The sequence below is a fragment of the Bradyrhizobium diazoefficiens genome (genome assembly GCF_016616885.1).
Classification (GTDB): Bacteria; Pseudomonadota; Alphaproteobacteria; order Rhizobiales; family Xanthobacteraceae; genus Bradyrhizobium; species Bradyrhizobium diazoefficiens_F.
The window spans coordinates 746,119-772,031 of record NZ_CP067102.1; the positions used below are offsets into that span (position 1 = coordinate 746,119).

The 25,913-nt window shown below is 64.6% G+C and carries 28 protein-coding genes and 1 riboswitch; of the genes, 22 read left to right on the forward strand and 6 right to left on the reverse strand.

The annotated features are described in order from the left end of the window. From JJC00_RS03425 to phoB, 13 genes are all read left to right on the forward strand, one after another. A complete protein-coding gene (locus JJC00_RS03425) occupies nucleotides 1-297 on the forward strand; it encodes a hypothetical protein (RefSeq protein ID WP_200471355.1) in 297 nt (98 codons plus the stop codon). A gap of 138 nt (nucleotides 298-435) precedes the next feature. Beyond that, nucleotides 436-1,026 carry a TetR/AcrR family transcriptional regulator gene (locus JJC00_RS03430; RefSeq protein WP_200471356.1) on the forward strand — a complete coding sequence of 197 codons (591 nt, stop codon included), beginning with the start codon at nucleotides 436-438 and terminating at the stop codon, nucleotides 1,024-1,026. After that, the gene (locus JJC00_RS03435) at nucleotides 1,023-1,922 is read left to right on the forward strand and encodes a haloalkane dehalogenase (protein ID WP_200471357.1); all 900 of its coding nucleotides are present in this window, start codon (nucleotides 1,023-1,025) and stop codon (nucleotides 1,920-1,922) included. The genes JJC00_RS03430 and JJC00_RS03435 overlap by 4 nt, the downstream gene beginning before the upstream one ends. A gap of 11 nt (nucleotides 1,923-1,933) precedes the next feature. Next, the gene (locus JJC00_RS03440) at nucleotides 1,934-2,161 is read left to right on the forward strand and encodes an Rdx family protein (protein WP_200471358.1); all 228 of its coding nucleotides are present in this window, start codon (nucleotides 1,934-1,936) and stop codon (nucleotides 2,159-2,161) included. A gap of 17 nt (nucleotides 2,162-2,178) precedes the next feature. Further along, on the forward strand, nucleotides 2,179-2,610 hold the full coding sequence (locus JJC00_RS03445) for a GNAT family N-acetyltransferase (protein WP_200471359.1): 432 nt from the start codon (nucleotides 2,179-2,181) through the stop codon (nucleotides 2,608-2,610). 428 nt (nucleotides 2,611-3,038) lie between these two features. Further along, nucleotides 3,039-4,094 (forward strand): lysylphosphatidylglycerol synthase domain-containing protein, encoded by a 1,056-nt coding sequence (locus tag JJC00_RS03450; protein ID WP_200471360.1) that lies wholly within the window; start codon nucleotides 3,039-3,041, stop codon nucleotides 4,092-4,094. Between the two features lie 69 nt (nucleotides 4,095-4,163). After that, complete coding sequence (locus JJC00_RS03455; protein ID WP_200471361.1) at nucleotides 4,164-5,456, forward strand: ATP-binding protein; 1,293 nt, start codon at nucleotides 4,164-4,166, stop codon at nucleotides 5,454-5,456. Nucleotides 5,457-5,606: 150 nt separating this feature from the next. After that, nucleotides 5,607-6,620: a phosphate ABC transporter substrate-binding protein PstS gene (gene pstS / locus JJC00_RS03460; RefSeq protein WP_200471362.1), complete on the forward strand. Its 1,014-nt coding sequence runs from the start codon at nucleotides 5,607-5,609 to the stop codon at nucleotides 6,618-6,620. A gap of 148 nt (nucleotides 6,621-6,768) precedes the next feature. Further along, nucleotides 6,769-7,758, forward strand: coding sequence for a phosphate ABC transporter permease subunit PstC (gene pstC, locus JJC00_RS03465; protein WP_200473968.1), 990 nt, complete (start codon nucleotides 6,769-6,771; stop codon nucleotides 7,756-7,758). Nucleotide 7,759: 1 nt separating this feature from the next. Then, nucleotides 7,760-8,605: a phosphate ABC transporter permease PstA gene (gene pstA, locus JJC00_RS03470; RefSeq protein WP_200471363.1), complete on the forward strand. Its 846-nt coding sequence runs from the start codon at nucleotides 7,760-7,762 to the stop codon at nucleotides 8,603-8,605. Then, nucleotides 8,602-9,423 (forward strand): phosphate ABC transporter ATP-binding protein PstB, encoded by an 822-nt coding sequence (pstB, locus tag JJC00_RS03475; protein WP_200471364.1) that lies wholly within the window; start codon nucleotides 8,602-8,604, stop codon nucleotides 9,421-9,423. The genes pstA and pstB overlap by 4 nt, the downstream gene beginning before the upstream one ends. Nucleotides 9,424-9,434: 11 nt before the next feature. Next, nucleotides 9,435-10,151, forward strand: a complete 717-nt coding sequence (gene phoU / locus JJC00_RS03480; protein ID WP_028155152.1) for a phosphate signaling complex protein PhoU — start codon at nucleotides 9,435-9,437, stop codon at nucleotides 10,149-10,151. A gap of 31 nt (nucleotides 10,152-10,182) precedes the next feature. Continuing rightward, nucleotides 10,183-10,890, forward strand: a complete 708-nt coding sequence (phoB, locus tag JJC00_RS03485) for a phosphate regulon transcriptional regulator PhoB (protein ID WP_027533133.1) — start codon at nucleotides 10,183-10,185, stop codon at nucleotides 10,888-10,890. Between the two features lie 240 nt (nucleotides 10,891-11,130). On the opposite strand, the gene JJC00_RS03490 is transcribed toward phoB, so the two are convergent. Continuing rightward, nucleotides 11,131-11,643, reverse strand: a complete 513-nt coding sequence (locus JJC00_RS03490; protein ID WP_015689154.1) for a GcrA family cell cycle regulator — start codon at nucleotides 11,641-11,643, stop codon at nucleotides 11,131-11,133. Nucleotides 11,644-12,096: 453 nt separating this feature from the next. Between JJC00_RS03490 and JJC00_RS03495 the strand changes: the two genes are divergently transcribed. The 3 genes from JJC00_RS03495 to JJC00_RS03505 all read left to right on the forward strand — a co-directional run bounded on the left by JJC00_RS03495 (nucleotide 12,097) and on the right by JJC00_RS03505 (nucleotide 15,381). Beyond that, on the forward strand, nucleotides 12,097-13,299 hold the full coding sequence (locus tag JJC00_RS03495) for an aspartate aminotransferase family protein (protein ID WP_200471365.1): 1,203 nt from the start codon (nucleotides 12,097-12,099) through the stop codon (nucleotides 13,297-13,299). Beyond that, nucleotides 13,299-14,222, forward strand: a complete 924-nt coding sequence (gene argF, locus JJC00_RS03500; protein WP_200471366.1) for an ornithine carbamoyltransferase — start codon at nucleotides 13,299-13,301, stop codon at nucleotides 14,220-14,222. Before JJC00_RS03495 ends, argF begins: the two co-directional genes overlap by 1 nt. Before the next feature lie 139 nt (nucleotides 14,223-14,361). Continuing rightward, nucleotides 14,362-15,381, forward strand: coding sequence for an Hsp33 family molecular chaperone (locus tag JJC00_RS03505; RefSeq protein WP_200471367.1), 1,020 nt, complete (start codon nucleotides 14,362-14,364; stop codon nucleotides 15,379-15,381). A 17-nt stretch (nucleotides 15,382-15,398) separates the two neighbouring features. On the opposite strand, the gene apaG is transcribed toward JJC00_RS03505, so the two are convergent. Next, nucleotides 15,399-15,791: a Co2+/Mg2+ efflux protein ApaG gene (gene apaG / locus JJC00_RS03510; protein WP_187437084.1), complete on the reverse strand. Its 393-nt coding sequence runs from the start codon at nucleotides 15,789-15,791 to the stop codon at nucleotides 15,399-15,401. 181 nt (nucleotides 15,792-15,972) lie between these two features. Between apaG and JJC00_RS03515 the strand changes: the two genes are divergently transcribed. The 3 genes from JJC00_RS03515 to JJC00_RS03525 are packed head-to-tail and all read left to right on the forward strand — an operon-like array spanning nucleotide 15,973 to nucleotide 19,016. Beyond that, nucleotides 15,973-17,238 (forward strand): OpgC domain-containing protein, encoded by a 1,266-nt coding sequence (locus JJC00_RS03515; protein ID WP_200471368.1) that lies wholly within the window; start codon nucleotides 15,973-15,975, stop codon nucleotides 17,236-17,238. Next, the gene (locus JJC00_RS03520) at nucleotides 17,238-18,008 is read left to right on the forward strand and encodes an SGNH/GDSL hydrolase family protein (protein WP_200471369.1); all 771 of its coding nucleotides are present in this window, start codon (nucleotides 17,238-17,240) and stop codon (nucleotides 18,006-18,008) included. Before JJC00_RS03515 ends, JJC00_RS03520 begins: the two co-directional genes overlap by 1 nt. A 12-nt stretch (nucleotides 18,009-18,020) precedes the next feature. Then, a complete protein-coding gene (locus JJC00_RS03525) occupies nucleotides 18,021-19,016 on the forward strand; it encodes an SGNH/GDSL hydrolase family protein (protein ID WP_200471370.1) in 996 nt (331 codons plus the stop codon). Between the two features lie 72 nt (nucleotides 19,017-19,088). Here JJC00_RS03525 and JJC00_RS03530 read toward each other — a convergent pair whose 3' ends face one another. Then, entirely contained in the window at nucleotides 19,089-20,285 is a 1,197-nt protein-coding gene (locus JJC00_RS03530) for an O-succinylhomoserine sulfhydrylase (protein WP_200471371.1), read from the reverse strand. A gap of 70 nt (nucleotides 20,286-20,355) precedes the next feature. Further along, nucleotides 20,356-20,435: riboswitch (SAM riboswitch) on the reverse strand. Between the two features lie 80 nt (nucleotides 20,436-20,515). Between JJC00_RS03530 and JJC00_RS03535 the strand changes: the two genes are divergently transcribed. The 3 genes from JJC00_RS03535 (at nucleotide 20,516) to JJC00_RS03545 (ending at nucleotide 24,509) form a co-directional block, all read left to right on the forward strand. Beyond that, nucleotides 20,516-21,652, forward strand: coding sequence for a 2'-deoxycytidine 5'-triphosphate deaminase (locus JJC00_RS03535; protein ID WP_433996481.1), 1,137 nt, complete (start codon nucleotides 20,516-20,518; stop codon nucleotides 21,650-21,652). A gap of 199 nt (nucleotides 21,653-21,851) precedes the next feature. After that, nucleotides 21,852-22,901: a hypothetical protein gene (locus JJC00_RS03540; protein ID WP_200471373.1), complete on the forward strand. Its 1,050-nt coding sequence runs from the start codon at nucleotides 21,852-21,854 to the stop codon at nucleotides 22,899-22,901. A gap of 165 nt (nucleotides 22,902-23,066) precedes the next feature. Beyond that, the gene (locus JJC00_RS03545) at nucleotides 23,067-24,509 is read left to right on the forward strand and encodes an MATE family efflux transporter (RefSeq protein WP_200471374.1); all 1,443 of its coding nucleotides are present in this window, start codon (nucleotides 23,067-23,069) and stop codon (nucleotides 24,507-24,509) included. Here JJC00_RS03545 and JJC00_RS03550 read toward each other — a convergent pair. From JJC00_RS03550 to JJC00_RS03560, 3 genes are all read right to left on the reverse strand, one after another. Further along, nucleotides 24,506-24,955, reverse strand: coding sequence for a hypothetical protein (locus tag JJC00_RS03550; RefSeq protein WP_200471375.1), 450 nt, complete (start codon nucleotides 24,953-24,955; stop codon nucleotides 24,506-24,508). The two genes, JJC00_RS03545 and JJC00_RS03550, sit on opposite strands and share 4 nt — an antisense overlap. A 100-nt stretch (nucleotides 24,956-25,055) precedes the next feature. After that, entirely contained in the window at nucleotides 25,056-25,454 is a 399-nt protein-coding gene (locus JJC00_RS03555; RefSeq protein ID WP_200471376.1) for an SRPBCC family protein, read from the reverse strand. A gap of 78 nt (nucleotides 25,455-25,532) precedes the next feature. Then, nucleotides 25,533-25,892, reverse strand: a complete 360-nt coding sequence (locus JJC00_RS03560) for a VOC family protein (RefSeq protein ID WP_200471377.1) — start codon at nucleotides 25,890-25,892, stop codon at nucleotides 25,533-25,535. Between the last annotated feature and the right edge of the window lie 21 nt (nucleotides 25,893-25,913).

Below are 25,913 nucleotides of genomic sequence, written 5' to 3' on the forward strand. Positions count from 1 at the left end.
ATGCCCTATCTCGTCTCGTTCCATATGGGCTGGCTGATCGGCTCGGTGCTGCTGGGCTTCTGCATGGGCTGGATCTCGGTGGTCCAGCGTGGCAACGGCACCTCGAAGGTGACCGCGCGCTGGCTTGCCGCGCTGGTCGCGGGCCTGGTCGCGGCCTCGCTCGCGCATGTGGTCCCGGGCCGCTTCGGCTACTGGCTCGACCTCGGGCTGGTCATGTTCGCCTGCTATCTCGTCGGCTGCACCATCGGTGCGTGGCTGCGCTATTGGGTGGTCTCGCGCAGCCAGCCCGCGGCCTGACTCCCCATCGCCGGACTTGCCATCGCCGGTCAGGCGATCTGTCGTCGCAAATCGCCATAACGAACTGATCGGCAAGGAGATTGCCGAAGCAACAAATCGGCGCTTGACAATAATACGTACGTACGTATTATGATGTCCATGCCAAAGCCCTCACTCAAAGACGCCATTCTCGACGCCGGCCTCAAGGTCATGTTCAGGACCGGCTATCACGGCACCAGCGTGCGCGACGTCACCGCTGCGGCGGGTGCGCCACAGGGGTCCTTCACCAACCATTTCCGCTCCAAGGAGGCGTTCGCGTCCGAGGTGCTCGACCGCTATTTCGACCTCACCAGAGGGCTGGTCGCCGAGGCCCTCGACGACGCGTCGCTGACGCCGCGGGCGCGGCTCAGGCGCTATCTCGACATCATCACCGGTCGGCTCGAAGCCGACGGCTACGGCCGCGGCTGCCTGATCGGCGATCTCAGCCTGGAGGCGAGCGGAAGCAGCGAGCTGTTGCGCGCGCGCCTCGCGCAGATCTTTGCCGAATGGCGCACGCCGTTCGCCGCCTGCATCAGGGACGCCCAGACCTGCGGCGAGATCGCATCCGACTTCGAGCCCGATGAGCTTGCCGACTTCCTCCTCGCGTGCTGGCAGGGCGCGATCCTGCGCATGAAGGTCGACCGCAATCCCAAAGCGCTCGAGCGTTTCAAGACCATCGCATTCCAAACCGTGTTCAAGGAGCTGACATGACCAAGCAGATCGAGATCCGCAAAGCGTCCGTCCTCGGAAGCAGCATGGCCTATCGCGAGACAGGCGCGGAGGGCGCGCCCGTCGCGCTGTTCCTGCACGGCAATCCCACCTCGTCGCACATCTGGCGCAACATATTGCCGCTGGTGTCGCCGGTCGCCCATTGCATCGCGCCCGACCTGATCGGCTTCGGTCAGTCCGACAAGCCCGACATCGCCTATCGCTTTCTCGACCACGTGCGCTATCTGGATGCCTTCATCGAACAGTGCGGCATTACGAGCGCCTATCTCGTCGCGCAGGACTGGGGCACCGCGCTCGCGTTTCATCTCGCCGCGCGCCGGCCGGATCTCGTGCGCGGTCTTGCCTTCATGGAGTTCATCCGTCCGATGCCGACCTGGCAGGATTTTCATCAAGCCGACGCCGCGCGCGAGACCTTCAAGAAATTCAGGACGCCGAGCGTGGGCGAGGCCATGATCCTCGAGGCCAATGCCTTCGTCGAGCGCATACTGCCCGGTGGCATCGTGCGCAAACTCAGCGACGACGAGATAGCGCCCTATCGCGCGCCGTTTCCGACACCGGAAAGCCGTCGTCCGGTCCTGGCCCTTCCCCGCGAATTGCCGATCGCGGGTGAGCCCGCCGATGTTTACGCGGCGCTTCAATCGGCGCATGCAGCGCTCGCCGCGTCGTCCTATCCCAAGCTGCTGTTCTCGGGTTCGCCGGGCGCTGTCGTCTCGCCCGAGTTCGCCGAGGGGTTCGCAGCCTCGCTGACGCATTGCGCGCTGCTGCATCTTGGACCCGGGCTGCACTTTCTCCAGGAAGATCATCCCGAAGCGATCGGCCGCTCCGTCGCGGGCTGGATCGCCGGCATCGAAGCAGTGCGCCCGCAGCTTGCAGCTTGAAGGAGGACGAGATGTCTGATGTGACTATCATCTATTGCCGCCCGTGCGGCTACGAGAAGCGTGCAAAAGACGCGGCCGCGGCGATACGCCGGCAATTGGCATTGGAGTCGGATCTCGTGCCGGGCAAGGGGGGCGTCTTCCAGGTCAAGCTTGGCGAGCGGATTGTCGCAAGCCGCAGCAAGGGCCACTTCCCGGACAGCGACGAAATCGTGGCTGCCGTCACCGCTGCGCGGCGCTGAGGCGGGAGAGGTTGCCGATGTCAATTGTCTGGACCGACGATCCCGTCGGCGTCAGCTGGGACGAGCTCTCCGCGCTCTACCGCATTGCCCCGCTCGGCAACAAGGCGCCGGCCGATCTCGCGCTCGTGTTCGGCAACAGCATGTTTCTCGCCTTCGCCCATGACGAAGGCCGCCTTGTCGGTGCCGGCCGAGCGCTGGCCGATGGCCGCGACTGCGCTCATCTCTGTGATGTCGCGGTGCACCCTGACTATCAGGGGCAAGGCCTCGGCCGCGAACTCGTCGCGCGGCTGCTGGCGCGATGCCGCGGACGTCGCAAGATCATCCTCTATGCGGTGCCGGGCAAGGAGCGCTTCTACGAACGCCTCGGATTCCGGCATATGACGACGGCCATGGCGATTTTCGACGACCAGGCCAGCGCGTATCAGCGCGGCTACCTGACCGCACCTTAGGTGATCCTTAGCTGCCCGTTGACTGCCCTTGGGCCTCCTCTTGGCCGCGGCCAGCGCCGGCGCGTCCCCCTCTTACAACAGGCGGGTGCGGTCCATAGATTGATTTCGACTTAAGGCGTGGCGGAACATTGTCCGGTCGAAATCATCAAAACTTCACGGCCCCTGCGCAGGATTGCCATGGAGATTCGCCTCTAGCTTGCCGCCGAAAGCGCCAAACCGTGCACCCTGAACCCGCAAACCTGCCTAAAATATTGAAGGCACGTGATTTTGTTCACATTGGCGAATTCCACTCCGCCTCAAAACGCGCTAGTGGAGGGGTGGGGGGCATGCGCGAGACCGGAGCCGGCGGTGAGGGTTCGTTGAGTGCCTGTGCGTCGTCCGCCTGTTCGCCGGCCACCCTGGCCGCTGAAGCGTTGTTCGAGGTCTAGATGCTGGAAGCCATACGCAGGGCGATGACGTTGCTGCGCCAGAAGCAAATCCTGCATAAGCTTGGAGTTGTGATCAGCGTCGCGGTCATCGGCATCGCTTGCTATGTGCTCTACCACATGCTGCGCGGCATCGACACGAACGAGGTGATCGAGGCGATCAAGAGCACCGAGCCGCGGCAGATTGCGATGGCCGCGCTGTTCGTCGCCGCGGGCTATTTCACACTGACGTTCTACGATCTGTTCGCCGTGCGCGCGATCGGCCATTCCCACGTGCCCTATCGCATCAATGCGCTCGCGGCTTTCACCAGCTATTCGATCGGCCACAATGTCGGCGCGAGCGTCTTCACCGGCGGCGCGGTGCGCTACCGCATCTATTCGGCTCATGGCCTGAACGCGATCGACGTCGCAAAAATCTGCTTCCTCGCCGGTCTCACCTTCTGGCTCGGCAATGCCGCCGTGCTCGGCCTCGGCATCTCCTATCATCCGGAGGCAGCCGCCTCGATCGACCAGCTTCCGCCCTGGCTGAACCGGACGTTTGCGATGATGATCCTCGCCGCACTGGTCGGCTACGTGGTCTGGGTCTGGACCCAGCCGCGGGCGGTCGGGCGCGGCCCCTGGACCGTGGTGCTGCCGGGCGGCCCGCTGACGCTGCTGCAGATCGCCATCGGCATCATCGATCTCGGCTTCTGCGCGCTCGCGATGTACGTGCTGGTCCCCGACGAACCCAATCTCGGCTTCGTCGTGGTCGCGGTCATCTTCGTCTCGGCGACGTTGCTCGGCTTCGCCAGCCATTCGCCTGGTGGGCTCGGGGTGTTCGACGCCGCCATGCTGGTCGGCCTCTGGCAGATGGACCGCGAGGAACTGCTCGGCGGCATGCTGCTGTTCCGGGTCCTGTATTATCTCTCGCCCTTCGTCATCTCTGTAATCTTGCTGACGTTTCGCGAGGTTATCATCGGCGCTCGATCCAAGCGCCTGCAACAGGCGGCGCTCAAGCTCGATCCAGGCCCACCGCCTGAAGCCGCTTATGTGAGAAAGCGCAGCGACAGCGGCGCCTGATCGGCGCCAAGGGACCGCAAAGGCGAACGCGAAGGCGAACGCAAAGGCAAAAAGGAGAAGCCCGCCCCGATGGCGATCGACGCTCCCTCGTCTCCCACGGTGCAGCCCTGGTCCGACCGGTTGCGGCACTCGACCATCATCCTGATCGCCGCCGCGCTGGCGCTGTCGGTCGTGGTCTCGCTCGGCGAATTGTCGGTGATGCGGGCCGCGACGGTGTTCCTGTGCATCGCAGCCGCCGCGCTGATCCCCTGGCGGCTGCATGATACCGCAGCCTCCCGCGAGGACACCCGCCGCGTCAATCCGGTCGAGAGCGCGGCAGTGGCCGCGGTCGTCGCCGGCATGCCGGATCCGGCCGTGCTGCTCGACCGCGCCGGCCGCGTCATCCATCTCAATGCCGCCGCCGCCCAGCTCGCGCCGGCGCTGCGCAAGAACGAGCTCGCCCAGTTCGCGCTGCGCTCGCCGGAGATCATCACGGCGCTGCGCGAGTCCATTGCGACCACCGAGCCGCGGCGCGCGACCTATCTCGATCATGTCCCGGTCGATCGCTGGATGGAGCTGATGATCACGCCGGTGCCGGTGCCGACCAATTTCGGCGGCGCCGACAAATGCATGCTGATGACCTTCCACGACCAGACGCCGCTGCGCCGGGTCGAGGAGATGCGCGCCGACTTCGTCGCCAATGCCAGCCACGAATTGCGCACGCCGCTGGCCGCGCTCTCCGGCTTCATCGACACGCTGCAGGGCCAGGCCAAGGACGATCCCAAGGCCCGTGAGCGCTTCCTCGGCATCATGCACAATCAGGCCACCCGCATGGCGCGCCTGATCGACGATTTGCTGTCGCTGTCGCGGGTGGAATTGTCGGCCCATGTCAGGCCGGATACCCTGGTCGACCTGCTGCCGATCATCTTCCAGGTCGCCGACGGGCTGGAGCCGCTGGCCCGGGAACGCCAGGTCGAGGTCGAGACCCATCTGCCTGAGACCCCGGTGATGATCGCGGGCGACCGCGAGGAGCTGCTGCGCCTGTTCGAAAACCTGATCGAGAACGCGCTCAAATACGGCGCCTCCGGTGGCCGCGTCATCGTGTCGCTGAACGCGACGCCGGCGATTGATGGAACTCAGGAAATCCGGGTCATGGTGCGCGATTTCGGCCCCGGCATCGCGCCCGAGCATCTGCCGCGCCTGACCGAGCGGTTCTACCGGGTGGACGTCGGCGACAGCCGCTCGCAGGGTGGAACCGGATTGGGATTATCGCTGGTGAAACATATTCTTAACCGTCACCGCGGCCGTCTTTTGATCGAAAGCGTGCCCAAGCAGGGCGCCACTTTTACCGCCTGTTTTCCCCAGGCTAAGACTTTAGTTTAGACCAAAAAACCAAGCGATTTCAGTCGCTTGACGGTGTCATCCGACTGTCACGAAACCTTCGTAAAAGCACAGCCGACCGCTCCTAAAGGGGCGGCGCGGGGAGCGCGATCGGGCGCTGATGGCGCTTCGCTCCCCTGTATGGAGACCAGCATGAATTTCATCAAAACGATCGTCGCTGCTGGCTTGGTCGCCGCAACGACGACGGCGGCCTTTGCTGCCGACATTACCGGTGCCGGCGCGACCTTCCCGTTCCCGATCTATTCGAAGTGGGCTGACGCCTACAAGAAGGAGACCGGCAACGGCCTGAACTACCAGTCGATCGGGTCCGGCGGCGGCATCAAGCAGATCCAGGCCAAGACCGTGACCTTCGGCGCCAGCGATGCGCCGCTCAAGGCCGAGCAGCTCGAGAAGGACGGCCTCGCGCAGTGGCCGATGGTGATGGGCGCCATCGTTCCCGTCGTCAACCTTGAGGGCGTCAAGCCCGGCGAGTTGGTGTTCAACGGCGAGACCCTTGCCAACATCTATCTCGGCAAGATCACCAAGTGGGACGACGCCGCGATCAAGAAGCTCAATCCGAACGTGAAGCTGCCGTCGGACGCGATTACCGTGGTCCGCCGCTCGGACGGTTCGGGCACCACCTTCAACTTCACCAACTACCTCTCCAAGGCCAGCGCGGACTGGAAGAGCAAGGTCGGCGAGGGCACCGCCGTCGAGTGGCCGGTTGGCGTCGGCGCCAAGGGCAACGAAGGCGTGTCGGGCAACATCAGCCAGACCAAGAACTCGATCGGTTACGTCGAGTACGCCTATGCCAAGCAGAACAAGCTGACCTACACCGGCCTCATCAACAAGGCTGGCAAGTCGGTGCAGCCGACCGTCGAAGCCTTCCAGGCGGCCGCTTCCAACGCCGACTGGGCCAAGGCTCCCGGCTACTACGTCATCTTGACCGACCAGCCCGGCGACAAGTCCTGGCCGATCACGGCTGCGACCTTCATCCTCATGCACAAGGAAGCCACCGACAAGGCGGCCTCGCAGGAAGCCATCAAGTTCTTCCGCTGGGCCTTCAAGAACGGCGGCAAGGCGGCTGAAGAGCTCGACTACATCCCGATGCCCGACAGCGTCGTCCAGCTGATCGAGAAGACCTGGGCTGCCGAGATCAAGAGCTAAGCTCTTTCTCTCCGGACGCGCTGCGGCCTCCAACGGCCGCATCGCGGACCGCACGACTTTTCGGCCCGGATCAGCATCGCGCTGCGTCCGGGGCGCGAAACCGACAACAAGCGTATACAAACGGGTACAGGGGATCGGCGTGGCAGAGATGGCCGTTCAGAGCGATATCGTCGACGACGCCGGACCATATGATCGCGCCAAGGCCTTGAGCGCGTTCAAGCTCGGCGATGTCACCTTCTACTGGATCACGCGGCTCAGCGCGATCTCGGTGCTCCTCATTCTCGGCGGCATCATTCTGTCGCTGATCGTCGGCGCCTTCCCGGCGATGAAGGAATACGGCTTCGCGTTCCTGTGGACCCAGCGTTGGGCGCCGTCGGCCGATCCGCCCGTGCTCGGTGCGCTCGGACCGATGTACGGCACGCTCGTCACCTCCTTCATCGCGATGCTGATCGCCATTCCGGTCGGTCTCGGCATTGCGATCTTCCTCACCGAGCTCTGCCCGCAATGGCTGCGCCGGCCGATCGGCATGGCGATCGAGCTCCTCGCCGGCATTCCCTCGATCATCTACGGCATGTGGGGCTTCTTCGTGTTGGGTCCGTTCCTGGCCAACACCTTCCAGCCCTTCATGATCAAGATTTTTGACGGCGTTCCCGTGCTGGGCGCGATCTTCGCTGGTCCGCCGTCCTATCTCAGCCTGTTCAACGCCGCACTGATCCTCGCGATCATGGTGCTGCCCTTCATCACCTCAATCTCGGTCGACGTGTTCAAGACTGTGCCGCCGGTGCTGAAAGAGGCCGCCTATGGCGTCGGCTGCACCACCTGGGAGGTCGTTCGCAGCGTGGTGATCCCCTACACCCGCGTCGGCATCATCGGCGGCGTCATGCTGGCGCTGGGCCGCGCGCTCGGCGAGACCATGGCGGTGACCTTCATCATCGGCAACTCGTTCCGCATCTCGTCATCGATCTTCTCGCCGGGCACTACGATCTCGGCGGCGATCGCATCCGAATTCGCCGAGAGCGACGGCCTGCACCAATCCGGCCTGATCCTGCTCGGCCTGCTGCTGTTCGTGCTGACGTTCTTCGTGCTCGCAGGCGCCAGGCTGATGCTGATGCGTCTGGAAAAGAAGGCGGGGAACTGACATGAACCCGATTTACGCACGCCGCCGCCGCAAGGACATCGTGATCCGCGGGCTTTGCTTTGGTGCCGCCGCCTTCGGCGTCACCTGGCTCGCGCTGATCCTGATCACGCTGCTCTACAACGGCGTGGCAGGTCTCAACCTCGATCTGTTCGTCACGGACACGCCGCCTCCGGGCTCGACTGAAGGCGGCCTGCGCAACGCCATCGTCGGCTCGCTGATCATGACCGTGATCGGCGTCGGCATCGGCGCGCCGCTCGGCCTGTTCGCCGGCACCTACCTCGCCGAGTACGGCCGCAACGACAAGCTGACCTCGGTGATCCGCTTCATCAACGACATCCTGCTGTCGGCGCCCTCGATCATCATCGGCCTCTTCATCTACGGCGCGGTGGTGGTGCCGATGCGCGGCTTCTCGGCGATCGCAGGCTCGCTCGCGCTCGCCGTCATCGTGATCCCGGTGGTGCTGCGCACGACCGAGGACATGCTGCTGCTGGTGCCGAACGCGCTGCGTGAGGCGGCGTCCGCCCTTGGCCTGCCGCGCTCGTTGGTGATCAAGCGGATCGCCTATCGTGCCGCGCGCTCCGGTCTCATCACCGGCGTGCTGCTCGCCACCGCCCGCGTCGCCGGCGAAACCGCGCCGCTGCTCTTCACCGCGCTGTCGAACCAGTTTTTCAGCCTCGGCCTGAACAAGACTATGGCGAACCTGCCGGTCACCATCAACAACTTCGTCCAGAGCCCCTATGCTTATTGGAAGCAGCTCGCCTGGAGCGGCGCGCTGCTGATTACGCTGACCGTGCTTGCCCTGAACATTGGCGCGCGCATTCTTGGCGCCGAGAGGACCGCAAAATGAGTGATCTTTCCGTATCGATGAGCGCGGCCGGTGGACTGCCGCAGGCGCCGGTTCTGCCGGAGGCGCCCGCCAAGGTGACGGTGCGCAACCTCAACTTCTATTACGGCGAGCACCACGCGCTGAAGAACATCAATCTGGCGCTCGGCACCAACCGCGTTACGGCCTTCATCGGCCCGTCGGGCTGCGGCAAGTCGACCCTGCTGCGTATCTTCAACCGGATGTACGACCTCTATCCGGGCCAGCGCGTCACCGGTCAGCTGATGCTCGACCAGACCAACATCCTCGACCCCAGGCTCGACCTCAATTTGCTGCGCGCCCGCGTCGGCATGGTGTTCCAGAAGCCGACGCCGTTCCCGATGACGATCTACGAGAATATCGCGTTCGGCATCCGTCTCTACGAGAAGATCTCGAAATCGGAGATGGACGACCGCGTCGAGAAGGCGCTGCGCGGCGGCGCGCTGTGGAACGAGGTCAAGGACAAGCTCAACGCCTCCGGCCTGTCGCTCTCCGGCGGCCAGCAGCAACGCCTCTGCATCGCCCGCACGGTCGCGGTGCGGCCCGAGGTGATCCTGTTCGACGAGCCCTGCTCGGCGCTGGACCCGATCTCGACCGCCAAGGTTGAGGAGCTGATCCAGGAGCTGTCCGAGAACTACACGATCGCGATCGTGACCCACAACATGCAGCAGGCGGCGCGCGTCTCCGACAAGACCGCCTTTATGTATCTCGGCGAGTTGATCGAGTTCGACGACACCAGCAAGATCTTCACGTCGCCGACCGACCGGCGTACGCAGGATTACATTACCGGCCGGTTCGGCTGAGGAGACGGGACATGGGTTCTGAACATACCGCAAAGGCCTTCGACACCGACCTCCAGGAACTCACTCGCCTGGTCGCCGAGATGGGCGGCATCGCCGAGCGCATGATCGTCGATTCCGTCGACGCGCTGATCCGCCGCGACGTCGCGCTCGGCCAGCGCGTCGTCACCATCGACGCCGAGCTCGACGCGCTCCAGAAGAAGATCGAGGAGCGCGCCGTGCTCACGATCGCCCGCCGCCAGCCGATGGCGGTGGACTTGCGCGAAATCGTCGGCGCCATGCGCGTCGCGACCGATCTCGAGCGCATCGGCGACCTCGCCAAGAACATGGGCAAGCGCGTCGCGGCGCTGGAGACGGATTTCCATCCGCTCAAGCTGTTCCGCGGCCTCGAGCACATGACCGACCTCGTACAGCAGCAGGTCAAGTCGGTGCTGGACGCCTATGCCGCGCATGATCTGCCGGCGGCGATGGCGGTGTGGAAGGGCGACGAGGAAGTCGACGCCATCTGCACCTCGCTGTTCCGCGAACTCCTCACCTACATGATGGAGGATCCGCGCAACATCTCGTTCTGCATCCATCTGATGTTCTGCGCCAAGAACATCGAGCGGATCGGCGACCACGCCACCAACATTGCCGAGACCGTGTTCTACATGATCGAAGGCCAGGCCATCACCGACAAGCGACCGAAGGGCGACATGACGACCTTCGCTACGACGGTCCCCAATACTTGAAATACTTGAATCCTTAAGGAGCGACGACCCCATGGGCGCACGCATTATGGTGGTTGAGGACGAGGAAGCTCTGACCGAGCTTCTCCGCTACAACCTCGAAGGCGACGGCTATGACGTCGAGACGGTGATGCGCGGCGACGACGCCGACACCCGCCTCAAGGAGCACATCCCCGATCTGATCGTGCTCGACTGGATGCTGCCGGGCCTGTCAGGCATCGAGCTGTGTCGCCGGCTGCGCGCGAGGTCCGACACCAAGCAGCTGCCGATCATCATGCTCACCGCGCGTGGCGAGGAGAGCGAGCGGGTGCGGGGCCTTGCGACCGGCGCCGACGATTACATCGTCAAGCCGTTCTCGGTGCCCGAGCTGCTGGCGCGCGTGAAGGGCCTGCTGCGGCGGGCGAGCCCCGAGCGGCTCGCTACCGTTTTGGCTTTCGGCGACATCGAGCTCGACCGCGAAAAGCGCCGCGTGGCGCGCTCGGGCCGGCCGATCGATCTCGGCCCGACCGAATATCGCCTGCTGGAGTTCTTCCTGGAGCACCCCGGCCGCGTGTTCTCGCGTGAGCAGCTGCTCGACAGCGTCTGGGGCCGCGACATCTATATCGACGAGCGCACTGTCGACGTCCATATCGGCCGTTTGCGCAAGCTGCTCAATCTCGGCCGCGAGCAGGACCCGATCCGCACCGTCCGCGGCGCGGGTTATGCGCTCGATGATCGATTCGCGAAGGCCGAGCAGGCGTAGTTGATTTAGCGAGCTATTGCCGCAACATCGGTGTCGTCCCGGACAAGCGTAAGCGTAGATCCGGGACCCATAACCACAGGACTTGTTGCGTGAAAAAGGTAGCTCCGAGTCCCCGTAACCACATCTTGCGGCGGTTGTGGGTCCCGGATCTGCGCGCGCTGTTGGCGCGCTTGTCCGGGACGACATCGGACGTGTTGAGCCGTCATCATGTAACGGATGCAATCAGCCAGATCAGCTAACTCAGCGCGGGCCCGGCTTCGCCGGCGCACGCCTGCGATCCGCTGCCGGCTGATACGCCACCCGTGAGTGCTGCGCGCAGTAGGGCAGCCCGGAGAGCGCCTTGCCGCCGCAGAAGAAGAAATCCGGGCTCGAGGGATCGCCGACCGGCCAGTGGCAGGTCGCCTCGTTCAATTCGAGCAGCGACAGCCGCTGGCTCATCGGCACCACGTTGTCGTAGGTGACCGGTTCAGCCTCGACCTCGACCTCGAAGGCCTGCGCCAGCGCGGTGTTGCCGCGCGCGATGGGCCTGCTCACCCGCATCATGTGCTGCGCGGGACGTGCCTTGCGCGGCCGCGGAGCTGCCGAAGACGGGCTCTTGGCGCGGCCGGACAGGCCGAGCCTGTGCACCTTGCCGATCACGGCGTTGCGGGTGACATTTCCAAGCTCAGCGGCGATCTGGCTGGCCGAAAGTCCGGCCTCCCAGAGCTTTTTCAGCTGCTCGACGCGATCATCCGACCAGGTCAAAACGGTCATTGCACCCTTTCCTTCGTCGCGCGCCTACCATCCTGGGGCCGCACAACGAATGCCTAAGCCTCGAAAAACCCGTGCCGCCAGAATCCCTTAAGGCTCGCCGGGCGCAATGAGACGCCCGAACGTTTACGCCGGTACATGAGGACTCTTGGGATCAGAACCGCTGCACGAGATGTCGTATCTGACAAGCCAAACGCTACAATATGGCGTGAGTCACGCGCAAGAGTCCGCCGACTCGCTTCCACATGTTCCGTGGCCAAAACTCCGCAAATCTGGCACCGCAAGACTACGGAATCAGCGTTTCGCGGGGCTTTCCGGGCGGCATTGACACTCGTGGCGCCAAGCATAAGATAGTCACGCGTGCCGCCCTTAAAAGGCGGCACGTTTCGTTTTCCGGACCAATGATGCGCTGCGCAACGCACGTTCAGGCCGTCCGAAACATCCAAAGAGATCATCATGGCCAACAGCGTAGCGCCGCATTTGCTCCCCGTTTTCGCCAGGACCGACATCGGTTTTGAGCGCGGTGAAGGCGTCTGGTTGATCGCAACCAATGGCGATCGCTATCTCGATTTCACTTCGGGCGTGGCGGTGAATGCGCTCGGCCATGCCCATCCCGCGCTGGTGAAAGCCCTTCAGGAGCAGGCCACAAAACTCTGGCACATGTCGAACCTGTTCCAGAGCCCGGACGGCGAGAAGCTTGCCGCGCGCCTGTGCAACGAGAGTTTTGCGGACTTGGTGTTCTTCTGCAATTCCGGCGCCGAGGCGCTGGAGGGCGTGATCAAGCTGGTCCGCCACCATCACTTCTCCAAGGGGCATCCGGAGCGCTATCGCATCATCACCTTCGAAGGTGCCTTCCACGGCCGCACGCTGGCGACGCTGGCTGCGACTGGCTCTGCAAAATATCTCGAAGGCTTTGGTCCGCCGATGGACGGCTTCGACCAGATCCCGCATGGCGACATCGAGGCCGTGAAGAAGGCGATCGGTCCGCAGACCGCCGGCATCCTGATCGAGCCGATCCAGGGCGAAGGCGGCGTGCGCTCGGCGACGCCTTCTTTCCTCAAGGCGTTGCGCCAGCTCTGCGACGAGAAGGGCCTGCTGCTCGCCTTCGACGAGGTGCAGACCGGCATGGGCCGCACCGGCGATCTCTTCGCCCATCGCCGCACCGGCGTCACGCCTGACGTGATGTCGCTGGCGAAGGCGCTCGGCGGCGGCTTCCCGATCGGCGCGGTGCTGGCGACCGCGGACGCGGCCTCCGGCATGGGGCCCGGCTCGCACGGCTCGACCTTTGGCGGCAATCCGCTGGCGATCTCGGCTGCGAACGCCGTGCTCGACGTCATGCTCAAGCCCGGCTTCTTCGACCACGTGCAAAAGATGTCGCTGCTGCTCAAGCAGAAGCTCGCCTCGGTGATCGACCGCCATTCCGATGTCGTCAGCGAGGTCCGCGGCGAGGGGCTCCTGATCGGCATCAAGGCCGTGGTGCCGTCGGGTGACCTGGTCGCAGCGCTGCGCAACGAAAAGCTGCTCACCGTCGGCGCCGGCGACAATGTCGTGCGCTTCCTGCCGCCCTTGATCGTCACCGAAGCCGAGATCGAGGACAGCGTCGGACGGCTCGAACGCGCCTGCGCTGCGCTGTCCGGTAGCAAGCGGGCGGCAAGCTGATGAGCAAGGGTCCCAAGCACTTTCTCGATATCAACGAGCTGCCGCTGTCGGAGCTCAAGAACATGCTCGCGGCCTCCTCCGCCATGAAGGCGAAGCAGAAGGCGCATCAGCCGGTCAGGCCGCTCGAAGGCAAGACGCTGGCGATGATCTTCGAGCGTCCGTCGACCCGAACCCGCGTGTCGTTCGATGTCGCCATGCGCCAGCTCGGCGGCGAGCCCATCATGCTTACCGGCGCCGAGATGCAGCTCGGCCGCGGCGAGACCATTGCTGATACCGCGCGCGTGCTGTCGCGCTATGTTGACGCCATCATGATCCGCATCCTCAATCACGAGGCGCTGCTGGAGCTCGCGGCGAACGCGACCGTGCCCGTCATCAATGGCCTGACGCGGCGGTCGCATCCCTGCCAGGTGATGGCCGACCTCATGACCTTTGAGGAACATCGCGGCCCGATCGAGGGCAAGACGGTGGCCTGGACCGGCGACGACAACAACGTGCTGGCGTCCTGGGCGCACGCGGCCGAGCGCTTCAAGTTCCAGCTCAATGTCGCAACCCCGCCGGAGCTCGCTCCGAAGAAGGTGATGCGCGATTTCATCAAGGCCAACGGCGCGCCGATCATGCTCGGCACCGATCCCGAGGCCGCCGTGAAGGGTGCCGATTGCGTCGTCACCGACACCTGGGTGTCGATGGGCGACAAGGAAGGCGAGCACCGTCACAACGTGCTCAAGCCCTACCAGGTCAATTCGAAGCTGATGTCGCTGGCGAAGCCCGACGCGCTGTTCATGCACTGCCTGCCGGCCCATCGCGGCGAGGAGGTCACCGACGACGTGATCGACGGCCCGCAATCGGTCGTGTTCGACGAGGCCGAAAATCGCCTGCACGCGCAGAAGGGCATTTTGGCCTGGTGTTTTGACGCGGTGAAGTAGGTTCGGCACGGTGTTGGTGTCGTCCTGGCTTTCCGCCAGGACGACACTGAGTTTGTGCTTCATTCGTGCGGTCTAACGCACGTCCGAGGTGCCCTCGTACCCCCTTCCATTTCCACTCTCCGACCCCAGATAAAGCGCCATGGTTTTCCAATCCCCTGACATGAAAACCGGGCCCGAAGGCCCGGTTCGCGCGCCATCCGCGGTTCCCATTGACGACGCCGTGCTGCCTTACGAGGTCGACGCGCTCGATGTGCGCGGGCGGCTGGTGCGGCTCGGCCCCGCACTCGATGAGATCCTGACCAAGCACGATTATCCCGCGCCCGTGGGCAAGCTGCTCGGCGAGGCCATCGTGCTGACGACGCTGCTCGGCTCGGCGCTGAAATTCGAGGGCCGCTTCATCCTGCAGGCCCAGACCGACGGGCCGGTGTCGTTTCTGGTGGTGGACTATCAGGCGCCGGATCGCCTGCGCGCCTATGCACGCTTTGACGCCGAGCGCCTCGGTGACGCCAAGGATGCTGGCATGCATTCGGGTGCGTTGCTCGGCCGCGGCCATCTCGCCATGACCATCGATCAGGGGCCCGATATGAGCCGCTACCAGGGTCTGGTCGCGCTCGACGGCGGCAGCCTGGAAGACGCCGCCCACGAATATTTCCAGCGCTCCGAGCAGATCCCGACGCGCGTGCGCCTCGCGGTCGGCGAGGAGTGGCGCAGTAGCGACGGTGGCAAGCATCGCTGGCGCGCCGGTGGCATGCTGATGCAGTTTTTGCCGAAGGCGCCGGAGCGCGCGCGGCAGGCCGATCTGCATCCCGGTGACGCGCCCGATGGCGTCGAGGTGCACAGTGTTGCTGAAGACGATGCCTGGGTCGAGGCGCGCTCGTTGATCGAGACGGTCGAGGACGTCGAGCTGATTGATCCCGATCTCTCCGGCGAGCGGCTGCTCTATCGCCTCTTCCACGAGCGCGGCGTGCGCGTGTTCAATCCGCTTGTCCTGAAAGCGCAATGCTCCTGCTCGCGCGACGCGGTTGCGTCGATGCTGAAGAGCTTCTCGCCGGACGATCGTTCGGCGATGGTCAAGGACGACAAGGTCGTCGTGACCTGCGAGTTCTGCTCATCGGTGTACGAGTTCACGCCGGATGAGGCGGGAGTGGAGGACGCGTAGCACCGCCATAACCCGCGCTAATTCAGCACCCGCTTGTTATCCGGGCTGTCGAGCGAGAACGTCGGCACGTCGATCTCGAAACGTTCGCCGCTTGCGCTGACCATCTGGTAGCGGCCGGTCATGAAGCCGGAGGCCGTCGAGAGGGGCACGCCGGAGGTGTATTCGAAGCGCTCGCCGGGGGCCAGGGTCGGCTGCTCGCCGACCACGCCTTCGCCCTTGACCTCCTGCTGCCGGCCGGAGGCGTCGGTGATGATCCAGTGCCGCGTCTTGAGCTGCACGGTCTCGTCACCCGAATTGGTGATGACGATGGTGTAGGACCAGAAATAGCGCGAGCGGTCGGCCGACGACTGCTCCGGAACAAAGTTCGGCTCGACGGTCACTTCGATCTGGCGGGTCACGGCGCGGTACATGGCCGTCATCATAACGAAAACCCCGCCGGGAACCAAACGCCGCAGGTGGCCCTGGCGACATCGTCCCGCCAGAATTCACGAAGAAGTAGACCCCAATGTGATCCGGCCGCTTTGCGAGGCGGCGACTGGACCGATACACTCCTTTGAACGTCGCGATTTGCGGAAGGGTTTTTGGGCCCCGATGACCATTGCCGATCAAGTGACGGGATCGACGATCGCGGGAACCGCGGGGGCCAAACCTGCGGAGGCCAAAGCCGTGGCAGCGAAGCCGCGTGCGCCGGCGATCACGCTGCCCGCCATCGGCGAGCGCGAGCTCAGGCTCGACCTGTTCCGCGGGCTGGCGCTGTGGCTGATCTTCATCGACCATTTGCCGCCGAATCTTCTGACCTGGTTCACGATCCGCAATTACGGCTTCAGCGACGCCACTGAGATATTCATCTTCATCTCCGGATACACCGCCGCCTTCGTCTATGGCCGCGCCATGCTGGAGAGCGGCTTCGTCATTGCCACCGCGCGCATCCTGCGCCGGGTCTGGCAGATCTATGTCGCCCACGTCTTCCTGTTCACGATCTTCCTTGCCGAGATCTCCTACGTCGCGACCAGCTTCGAGAACCCGCTCTACACCGAAGAGATGGGGATCATGGATTTCCTCAAGCAGCCCGACGTCACCATTGTGCAGGCGCTGCTCTTGCGCTTCCGGCCCGTCAACATGGACGTGCTGCCGCTGTATATCGTCTTGATGCTGGCGCTGCCGCTGATCCTGTGGTCGATGAAGTGGCGGCCCGACGTCACGCTCGCGCTCTCGACCATCCTCTATGCGGTGACCTGGGATTTCGATCTCTACTTCTCGGCCTATCCGAACGGCTTCTGGGCGTTCAATCCGCTGGCCTGGCAATTGCTCTTCGTGTTCGGGGCCTGGTGCGCGCTCGGAGGTGCGCGACGCATGTCGCGCATTCTGGCATCACCGGTGACGATGTGGATCTCGATCGCCTATCTCGTCGCTGCGTTCTACGTGACGCTGACCTGGTACGTGCCGCAGCTCTCGCAATTCATGCCGAAGCGGATCGAGCAGTGGATGTATCCGATCGACAAGACCGACCTCGACGTGCTGCGCTTCACGCATTTCCTGGCACTGGCCGCGCTCACTGTGCGCTTCCTGCCGCGGGAGTGGCCGGGCCTGAAATCGCCGTGGTTGCGGCCGCTGATCCTGTGCGGGCAGCACTCCCTGGAGATCTTCTGCCTCGGCGTCTTCCTGGCCTTTGCCGGCCATTTCATCCTGGCCGAGGTCTCCGGCGGCCCCGGCATGCATGCGCTAATTAGTCTCTCCGGAATCCTGATCATGTGGGGCGTTGCCTGGGTGATTTCGTGGTACAAGCGCGTAGCTGACAAGAGCGGTGCGAAAACCAAAAACGCCGTCGGCAACGCCGATCTGGCGGGAGGGGGCTGATGAAGGCGAAGGTTCTCCTGAGCCTGATCCTGCTATGCGGTAGCCTCGCCGCGCCTTTGGCGCGCGCGGACGATGCCGTGCCTGCCGCGCCCGCAGCCTGCGAATTACCGCCCTATCTGCTCGCCACCGACAGCCAGCTCCACAAGGTCGCGGAGACCGTCAAATCAGGCAAGCCGCTCGAGATCCTCGTCATCGGCAGCCGCTCCACCACCATTCCATCCTCGGAGGACAGCTCTTATCCGGCGCGCATGCAGGCCATTTTGAAGGAAAAGCTGCCGCCTTCCGAGACCGTGCACGTATCCGTAGAAATACAGAGCAAGAAGACTGCGGGGGAAGCCGCCGGAACCTTCGTTAAGCTGATGGAAGCAAAAACACCTACTTTGGTCATCTGGCAGACCGGGACCGTGGATGCTATCCGCTCCATCGATCCCGATGATTTCCGCGGCGCCGTGACCGAAGGGGTCGCTGCGCTGCAAAATGCAGGGGCCGACGTCGTCTTGATGAATTTGCAGTACAGCCCGCGTACCGAAACCATGATCTCGGCACCGCCTTATCTCGATAATATGCGGGTGGTGGCGCAGGAGCATGACATCCCGCTGTTCGACCGTTTCGCAATGATGCGGCAGTGGAATGATCAGGGTCAGTTCGACCTGTTCAGCCCCTCCCGCGGCCCTGAGCTCGCGAAACAGGTCCATGATTGCATCGGCCGGGCGTTGGCGCAGTTCGTGATCGACGCTGCCCATCTGGGGCCGGGCCAGCAGCAAAATTGAGGTCTAGCGTTAATGAGTTCTCTCCGCCCTTTTGGCCTGTCGACATGGCTGGTCGTGCCCGCAGCGGCGGCGCTGCTGATGCTGACGCCTGTGGTGCAGGCACCTGCTCACGCTCAAGCCGCCCAAGCGACACCCGCCCCGCCGCAGGCCGCTAATCCCGCACCGGCATCACCATCCCAGACGACCGTCGCCGCGACGTCGCCCGCCGAACAGCGCGGGCTCACCTCGCGCGCCATCGACAAGGTGAAGCAGGTCGCGAAATCCGCCACCGACATTTTCAGCCGCGTGCCGTGTCACGCGCCGAAGGGCGGCTCGAAGGCGATGGGCTCGCTGCCGCATGTCGCCAACAAGCTCGTCGCCGGCCAGCCCGTCGTGATCGTCGCATTCGGCTCGTCGTCGACGGCGGGCTACGGCGCGAGCTCGCCGGACTTCAACTATCCGAACCGTCTCGCCGCGCAGCTGCGCCGGCAGTATCCCACCGCCAACATCACCGTCATCAATGCCGGTGTCGGCGGCGAGGACGCGCCCGAGATGATGAAGCGCCTCCAGACGGAGGTGATCGACGTGCATCCGGATCTCGTGATCTGGCAGGTCGGCACCAACGCCGTGCTGCGCAATCTCGATCCCGGCGAGACCGCCAGGATAGTCGAGGACGGCATCACCCGCATCCAGGCCGCCGGCGATGCCGACATCGTGCTGGTCGACCCGCAATATTCACCGCGCGTCACCGAGCGTCCCGAAAGCGCAAGCAAGATGGTGAAGCTGCTCGGCAAGGTCGCCGAGCTTCGTCACGTCGGCATCTTCCCGCGTTTCGAGGTGATGCGCGACTGGCACGAGAAGCAGTCGCTCCCGGTCGAGAGCTTTGTCATCGCCGACGGCCTGCACATGAACGATTGGGGCTATGCCTGCTTCGCCCAGCTGCTCGGCGACGACATCATCCGCTCCGTCGGCCAGGTCAAGCTCGGCGTGAACGTGCCCGCGGACGTGCGGACGTACCGGCCGATGTAGAAGCGAATAGGGAATGGCGAGTAGGCGAATAGGGCTCGATCTATTCGCCACTCACTATTCGCCATTCGCCTGTTACGCCTTCTCCAACGCCGCGGTCAGATCCTCGAGCAGATCATCGGCATGCTCGAGCCCGGCCGAGAAGCGGATAAAGCCTTCGCCGATCCCGAGCGCGGCACGGTCCTCCGGCTTCAGGCGCTGATGCGTCGTCGTGGCCGGATGCGTCACCAGGCTCTTGGCATCGCCGAGATTGTTCGAGATTTTTGCAAGCTTGAGCTCGTTGAGCACGCGGAACGCAGCCGCCTTGCCGCCCTTGACCTCGAAGCCGACCAGCGTCGAGCCGCCGCGCATCTGCTTCTTCACCAGCGCCGCCTGCGGATGATCGGCGCGGCCGGGATAGACCAGTCGCGCAATCTTGGGATGGCTCGCCAGCACGTCGGCGATGCGCGCCGCGGTGTCGGTCTGCGCACGCACGCGCACGCCGAGCGTCTCCAGGCCCTTGAGCAGGACCCAGGCGTTGAACGGCGAGATCGACGGGCCGGTCTGGCGCATGAAATTGTGGATGTGCTCGGCGATGAAGGCTTCCGAGGACAGGATGATGCCGCCGAGGCAGCGGCCCTGGCCGTCGATGTGCTTGGTCGCGGAATACACCACGACGTCGGCGCCGAGGGCGAGCGGACTCTGCCAGATCGGGGTTGCGAACACGTTGTCGACGACGAGCCGTGCGCCGCCGCCGTGCGCGATCTCGGCGATCCCGGGAATGTCGAGCACGTCGAGCGTCGGATTGGTCGGGCTCTCCAGGAAGAACGTCTTGGTGTTGGGCTTGAGCGCACGCTGCCACTGGTCGAGATCGGCTCCGTCAACCAGCGTGGTCTCGATGCCGTAGCGCGGCAGCAGGTCCTGAATGACATAGAGGCACGAGCCGAACAGCGCGCGAGACGCGACGACGTGATCGCCGGCCTTCAGCGGCGCCAGGATCGCGGTCGTCACCGCGGCCATGCCGGTCGCCGCCGAGCGTGCGGCTTCGGCGCCTTCGAGTTCGATCATGCGGCGCTCGAACATCGCGATCGTCGGGTTCGAGTAGCGCGAGTAGATGAAGCCGGGGTCCTCGCCCTTGAACCGCGCCTCGCACTCCTCGGCGCTGTTGTAGACATAGCCCTGGGTCAGAAACAGCGCCTCCGACGTCTCGCCATATTGCGAGCGCAGGGTGCCGGAATGGACCAGGCGGGTTTCGGGACGGTAGTGCGTGGTGGACGCCGGGGACTTCGACATAGGATCTCCTCTGCGTGACCATCGAAAATGGTCACAAAAAAACCGGCCTGGAAATATCCACGGGCCGGGATCACAGAGGTCCCCGGCCTGTTTAGCGACTTATTTAACGTGGCTGCAAGCCGGCCGGCTCAAATCACCACGGGATAAGTGATGCTCATATTCCGCAATGGCCTTTCCGTCAAGGCGTCCATCGGATAGCCGTAAAAGGCTCGTATTTCCGGCATGTCCGGATGCGCTTGCCCCCTGATGAGGACCCCCGGTTGAGTTTCACGATCGCCGCCGACGCCAATGGTATCCTGCCCGACCGCATGATCGCGGCGATGGCGGAGGCAGGCCTCATCCTGCCCGCATACGATTTCGTCGAAAGTCAGATCCAGCCGGCGAGCCTCGATTTGCGCCTCGGCGACATCGCCTATCGCGTACGCGCGAGCTTCCTGCCGGGCCCTGGCGCCACCGTCGCCGAGCGCATCGACCAGTTGAAGCTGCACGAGTTCAGCCTCGCCGACGGCGCGGTGCTGGAGACCAACTGCGTCTATATCGTGCCGCTGCTGGAAAGCCTCGCGCTGCCGCCGGAGATCGTCGCGGCAGCCAATCCGAAAAGCTCGACCGGTCGGCTCGACGTCTTCACCCGCGTGATCGCCGACGGCACCCGCCGCTTCGACATGATCGGTGCCGGCTATCACGGCCCGCTCTATGCCGAGATCAGCCCGAAGACATTTCCGGTGCTGGTGCGCGAAGGCTCGCGCCTGTCGCAGGTGCGCTTCCGCACCGGTGATGCCATCCTCAATGCCGACGAACTCGATGCGCTGCATGGCGCCGAGCGTCTCGTCGATATCGACGATGCCGATCTCGCCGGCGGCGTCGCCGTCTCCGTCGATCTCTCCGGCGAGAAGGGCTCGGGCTTCGTCGGCTACCGCGCCAAGCGCCACACAGGTGTGGTCGATGTCGATCGCCGCTCCGGCTATGCGGTGGAAGATTTCTGGGAGCCGATCTCGGCCCGTCCCGACGGCAGCCTGATCCTCGATCCCGGTGAGTTCTATATCCTCGCCTCCAAGGAAGCCGTGCAGGTGCCGCCCGATTACGCCGCGGAGATGGTGCCGTTCGATCCCTTGGTCGGCGAATTCCGCGTGCACTATGCCGGATTCTTCGATCCCGGCTTCGGCTATGCCGGCGCCGGCGGCCAAGGCGCGCGCGCCGTGCTGGAGGTGCGCTCGCGCGAGGTGCCGTTCATCCTCGAGCACGGCCAGATCGTCGGCCGTCTCGTCTATGAGAAGATGCTCGCCCGCCCCGACGCCATGTACGGCCAGCGCATCGGCTCCAACTACCAGGCGCAGGGGTTGAAGCTGAGCAAGCATTTCCGGGTGTAGGTAGCCGCCACACCCCAAGCTGTCATTCCCCGCGAAGGCGGGGAGTCCGGTACGCCGCGGCTTCTCGATTCGATCACGATCGTCTCTGGAATACTGGATCGCCCGGTCTTCGCCGGGCGATGACAGCGAATGAGTGCCCCGTTGCGTCGCCTCACGGCCGATGACACACTCCCGCAAAACAACAAGCCGGGGAGCGAACATGACCGCAGCGGACACCGCGCAGGACGTGCAATGGAAACGCTGGCGCGCGGTCGCCGACCTCTATCACGCTTACTTCACCGGCCTCATCCTCACCGTGGTCACGCGGCGCGGCACGGCGGGTGCCGCTGAGTTCGTCTTTCGCGTGTTCCGCCGACAGCAGCAGGAGCGCTTCCTGCCGGGCTTGCAAAAGCTCGGCCTCAGCCATCTGCCGCCGGCGGTGGCGGCGGCGCAATATCACTACCTCTCCAACTGGATCGGCGGCGTGCATGTCGAATACATGTATGAGAGCGACACCAAGGCCTGGATCCGCTATCCGCCGCCGCGCTGGATCTGGAAGGGCGCCGCGATCTGCGGCGTGCCCGGCGAGGTCTCGCGTGCGATGCTGCGCGGCTGGCACGCCAATAACGGCGTCGCGCTCGGCGATCTCCGCCTCGGCTTCGTCTGCACCAAGCAGAGCGTTGATGGCCAGGACGGGCTCGAAGGCTATTACCATCAATACGACCATCCGCTCGAGCTCGACCAGCGCCTGGTGTTCGCGCGGCATCTCGAAGCCCCTACGTTCGACGCGAAGACCGCACCGGCTTTGCCGGTGTCGAGCTGGCCGAAACCGCGCCTCGAAAAGGCCTATCGCAACTACGCGATGGAGTACGTGCGCACGGCGGCACCGGTGATGGTGCAGCTGTTCGGGCCGGAAGATGCCGGCTATCTGCTGCACCTCACCGGCAAGCTGATCGGCATGCAGTATTACGATGAGGTCGCAGCCGCACTGTTGACGACACGCGGTGGCGCCAACGAATTCGCGTCCTTCCTCAACGCGCTGTTCGCCGCGCAGGACGATGCGGCCGAGACCACGCAATCCGAAGGCACGTTCGAAATCCGTCAGCAGAGTTGGAAGCTGATGGATGACGTCGCCGACTCTCACCGCGCTTGCGCCAAGGTGCTGGAGGGGCTGTTCGAAGGGCTCGCTGCCGGATGCGGCCGGCACATCGGCGTGCACCTGCGCCCGACGGCGGGCGGCCGACCGCCGCTGGTCTGGACGGTTGGGTAATTCCACCGCTTGAAATGCGCTGCCGCAATGCACGCCTGCAGCTAGCGCAGGAGGAATCGGGGCCTGCCGTGCTAACAAGGCTCACCGCGCTTTCCGCGCGAGGAAATTGATTAACACACGTATGCATTGCCGCGCCGCAAATGGCGCTGTTGCCCGGGAGAGGAAATGACGGACATCGCCGAGATCCCGGTCGATGAGCAGGAACGTCCGCTGCCGCCGCCGCCGCGCCCCGCACGGAGCGCGCTGACCGACGGGCCGATCCTGCGCACCCTGCTCTCCCTTGCCTGGCCGAACGTGGTCGCGCTGTCCGCCGGCACCTGCGTGGTGATCGCGGAGACCTCCTATATCGGGCGTCTCGGCGTGGAAGCGCTGGCTGCGATAGCGCTGGTGTTTCCGACAGTGATCCTGACCATGACCATGTCGGGCGGCGCCATGGGTGGCGCCGTGGCCTCGGCCATCGCCCGTGCGCTCGGCGCCGGCGATCGCGAGCGCGCCGGGACGCTCGCCGCGCATGCGCTCCTGATCGGCATCACCTTCGGCCTCGTGTTCATGCTGGGCATGCTGATCTTCGGGCCCCAGGTGCTCACGATGCTCGGCGGCCGCGGCGATGTGCTGGCGCATGCGATCGCCTATACGCAGGTGTTTTTCGGCGGCGCGGTGCTGCCCTGGTTGCTCAACACCATGGCGGGCGTGCTGCGCGGCACCGGCAACATGAAGCTGCCGTCGCTTCTCATTCTCAACTCCGCGGTCTGGCAGATCGTGCTCGGTGGCTCGCTCGGTCTCGGGCTCGGGCCCATGCCGCAACTCGGCATGCGCGGCGTCGCCGCCGGCGCGCTGATCGCCTACTCCATGAACATCTGCGTGATGGGTTGGTATCTATTTTCGGGCCGCGCGCGGGTCGTCCCAAAACTGCGCGGCCTGCGCATCCAATGGGCGATGTTCTTCGACATCCTGAAGGTCGGCGCGATCGCCTGCTTCTCGCCGCTGCAATCGGTGCTGACGATCTCGATCTTCACCCACATGCTGGCGAAGTTCGGCACCGCGATCCTGGCCGGCTACGGTATCGGCGCGCGGCTCGAATTCCTGCTGACCTCGATCGCATTCTCGTTCGGCATCGCGTCGGTGCCAATGATCGGCATGGCGGTGGGCGCCGGTCGCATCGCCCGCGCGCGGCGCGTCGCCTGGATCGCAGGCGCGAGTGCTTTTGTTGCCGTTGGTGCGCCGGCCTGCCTCGTCGCGCTGTTCCCCGACCTCTGGGTCAACATCTTCACCGACAGCGCCACGGTGCGCGCGACCAGCCACCAATATCTCTCGACGGTGGCGCCGTTCTACGCCTTCATCGGCCTCGCCTCGACGATGTACTTCTCGTCGCAAGGCGCGGCCAAGGTGATCGGCCCGGTGCTGGCGCAGACCGCGCGACTGATCTACATCGCGAGCTGCGGCTGGTGGCTGTCGACGCACGATGCGACGGCGCAAAACTTCTTCTGGCTCGCCGCGAGCTCGATGGTCGTGCTCGGCCTGCTGTCATGCTCCAGCGTGGTGCTGACACGCTGGGGGCCGCGGGAGACGAAGCCGGCGGTCCGTCCGGCGCTTTCAGTTGCGGACTAGCGATGCCTGTGGCGGCGACGGCCACCGCCGCCGACATTGGCGAGCCGCATCAATTGCGGGATCATCGCCATCATGTCGCCGCCGCCGGCGCCGCCGAGCATGCCCATGATATCGCCGCCGCCCATGCCGCCAATCCCGGTCGGGATGTTGCCGCCGCCCATCGGCGCATAGCCACCGTAATTGCCGCCGGCGAGGCCGCCCATACCGCCGCCGCCATTTTCCATCATGCGGCTCATCATCGGGCCCATGGTCTGCATCAGCATGGCGAAGCGGCGCTTGCCCATCTTCGCCTTCATCATCTCCAGCATCGGCGCCATCTGGGTAATTATGTCCTCGCCGCCGGCACCACCGAGGCCCGCGAACTGCGCCTTGGCCGGTACGCTCGAAATCGAAAACAGCAGCAGCACGGCGGCTGCCTGGCAGATCACCTTGTCCGCACCTCTCATGGCATGCTCCTCGCGTGCGTGGCGCCGCCGGAGGAGCGACGCCAACCGGACGCACGCGGCCACGGTTACGGCCGATGGGGGCAGCGCTCTGTGAGAAAGATCACGAAGGAGGCGGGAAGGCCCTGTGCAGCGCAATCACGGCCGACTTCGTCTGCTCTTGCACATAAGCCGCAAGCTCGTTCGGCAGCATGTCGATGATCCAGACCAGGTGGCATTTCGCTTCGCCGTCGGCGATCACCTGCACCGAGGCGCTGTAATGCGTCAGCCGCTCGTTGTTGATCGCGTAGACCAGCCGCTGCCGCGCGTCGTCGCAATCGACCAGGATTTCGCGCGCCACCGAGCCATTGGCGAAGGTGACGATGCGTGCGTCGCCGTCGAGCTGGCATGCGGTGACGAAGCCCGGCACCAGCCGCTGATGCAGCGCGCCGAAATCCCGCACCGCGTCCCAGACGTCGCGGGCCGGGGCGGGGAGGGAGACGTCGTTGTGGATGGAGGCCATGAAGGTATCCTTGATTAGGTCAGGTCGTCACCACAAGCACCGCGGGCTCCTCGCAATGACGGAGTCGGCGGCTAAAGCTTACGTACAAACCGCCTCGACATTGTTGCCGTCGGGATCGATCAAAAACGCCGCAAAATACGTCGGGCTGTAATCCTTGCGTGGCCCGGCACCGCCATTGTCATGGCCGCCGCTCTTCAGCCCCTCGCTGTGAAACGCCCTCACCGCGTCGTGGTCCTTGGCGCGAAACGCGATGTGCGCGCCGTCCGCCTTGCGGCCCTTGTTGAGATGCAGCCAGAGCGCCGGCTCGCCCTTCGGGCCGAAGCCGGAATAGCCGTCGCCGCTCGAGCACAGGACGTAACCGAGCGGCGCCAGCGCCGCGGTGTAGAAACGCGTGGCAGCGTCGAGGTCGCCAACACGCAATCCGATATGGTCATACATGGTCGTCTCCGTTGCAAAGCG

Excerpts from the sequence above, each read along its gene's own strand:
- JJC00_RS03425 (WP_200471355.1), top strand. The coding sequence starts at position 1 with ATGCCCTATCTCGTCTCGTTCCATATGGGCTGGCTGATCGGCTCGGTG.
- JJC00_RS03430 (WP_200471356.1), top strand. The coding sequence starts at position 436 with ATGCCAAAGCCCTCACTCAAAGACGCCATTCTCGACGCCGGCCTCAAG.
- JJC00_RS03435 (WP_200471357.1), top strand. The coding sequence starts at position 1,023 with ATGACCAAGCAGATCGAGATCCGCAAAGCGTCCGTCCTCGGAAGCAGC.
- JJC00_RS03440 (WP_200471358.1), top strand. The coding sequence starts at position 1,934 with ATGTCTGATGTGACTATCATCTATTGCCGCCCGTGCGGCTACGAGAAG.
- JJC00_RS03445 (WP_200471359.1), top strand. The coding sequence starts at position 2,179 with ATGTCAATTGTCTGGACCGACGATCCCGTCGGCGTCAGCTGGGACGAG.
- JJC00_RS03450 (WP_200471360.1), top strand. The coding sequence starts at position 3,039 with ATGCTGGAAGCCATACGCAGGGCGATGACGTTGCTGCGCCAGAAGCAA.
- JJC00_RS03455 (WP_200471361.1), top strand. The coding sequence starts at position 4,164 with ATGGCGATCGACGCTCCCTCGTCTCCCACGGTGCAGCCCTGGTCCGAC.
- pstS (WP_200471362.1), top strand. The coding sequence starts at position 5,607 with ATGAATTTCATCAAAACGATCGTCGCTGCTGGCTTGGTCGCCGCAACG.
- pstC (WP_200473968.1), top strand. The coding sequence starts at position 6,769 with ATGGCCGTTCAGAGCGATATCGTCGACGACGCCGGACCATATGATCGC.
- pstA (WP_200471363.1), top strand. The coding sequence starts at position 7,760 with ATGAACCCGATTTACGCACGCCGCCGCCGCAAGGACATCGTGATCCGC.
- pstB (WP_200471364.1), top strand. The coding sequence starts at position 8,602 with ATGAGTGATCTTTCCGTATCGATGAGCGCGGCCGGTGGACTGCCGCAG.
- phoU (WP_028155152.1), top strand. The coding sequence starts at position 9,435 with ATGGGTTCTGAACATACCGCAAAGGCCTTCGACACCGACCTCCAGGAA.
- phoB (WP_027533133.1), top strand. The coding sequence starts at position 10,183 with ATGGGCGCACGCATTATGGTGGTTGAGGACGAGGAAGCTCTGACCGAG.
- JJC00_RS03490 (WP_015689154.1), bottom strand. The coding sequence starts at position 11,643 with ATGACCGTTTTGACCTGGTCGGATGATCGCGTCGAGCAGCTGAAAAAG.
- JJC00_RS03495 (WP_200471365.1), top strand. The coding sequence starts at position 12,097 with ATGGCCAACAGCGTAGCGCCGCATTTGCTCCCCGTTTTCGCCAGGACC.
- argF (WP_200471366.1), top strand. The coding sequence starts at position 13,299 with ATGAGCAAGGGTCCCAAGCACTTTCTCGATATCAACGAGCTGCCGCTG.
- JJC00_RS03505 (WP_200471367.1), top strand. The coding sequence starts at position 14,362 with ATGGTTTTCCAATCCCCTGACATGAAAACCGGGCCCGAAGGCCCGGTT.
- apaG (WP_187437084.1), bottom strand. The coding sequence starts at position 15,791 with ATGTACCGCGCCGTGACCCGCCAGATCGAAGTGACCGTCGAGCCGAAC.
- JJC00_RS03515 (WP_200471368.1), top strand. The coding sequence starts at position 15,973 with ATGACCATTGCCGATCAAGTGACGGGATCGACGATCGCGGGAACCGCG.
- JJC00_RS03520 (WP_200471369.1), top strand. The coding sequence starts at position 17,238 with ATGAAGGCGAAGGTTCTCCTGAGCCTGATCCTGCTATGCGGTAGCCTC.
- JJC00_RS03525 (WP_200471370.1), top strand. The coding sequence starts at position 18,021 with ATGAGTTCTCTCCGCCCTTTTGGCCTGTCGACATGGCTGGTCGTGCCC.
- JJC00_RS03530 (WP_200471371.1), bottom strand. The coding sequence starts at position 20,285 with ATGTCGAAGTCCCCGGCGTCCACCACGCACTACCGTCCCGAAACCCGC.
- JJC00_RS03535 (WP_433996481.1), top strand. The coding sequence starts at position 20,516 with ATGCGCTTGCCCCCTGATGAGGACCCCCGGTTGAGTTTCACGATCGCC.
- JJC00_RS03540 (WP_200471373.1), top strand. The coding sequence starts at position 21,852 with ATGACCGCAGCGGACACCGCGCAGGACGTGCAATGGAAACGCTGGCGC.
- JJC00_RS03545 (WP_200471374.1), top strand. The coding sequence starts at position 23,067 with ATGACGGACATCGCCGAGATCCCGGTCGATGAGCAGGAACGTCCGCTG.
- JJC00_RS03550 (WP_200471375.1), bottom strand. The coding sequence starts at position 24,955 with ATGAGAGGTGCGGACAAGGTGATCTGCCAGGCAGCCGCCGTGCTGCTG.
- JJC00_RS03555 (WP_200471376.1), bottom strand. The coding sequence starts at position 25,454 with ATGGCCTCCATCCACAACGACGTCTCCCTCCCCGCCCCGGCCCGCGAC.
- JJC00_RS03560 (WP_200471377.1), bottom strand. The coding sequence starts at position 25,892 with ATGTATGACCATATCGGATTGCGTGTTGGCGACCTCGACGCTGCCACG.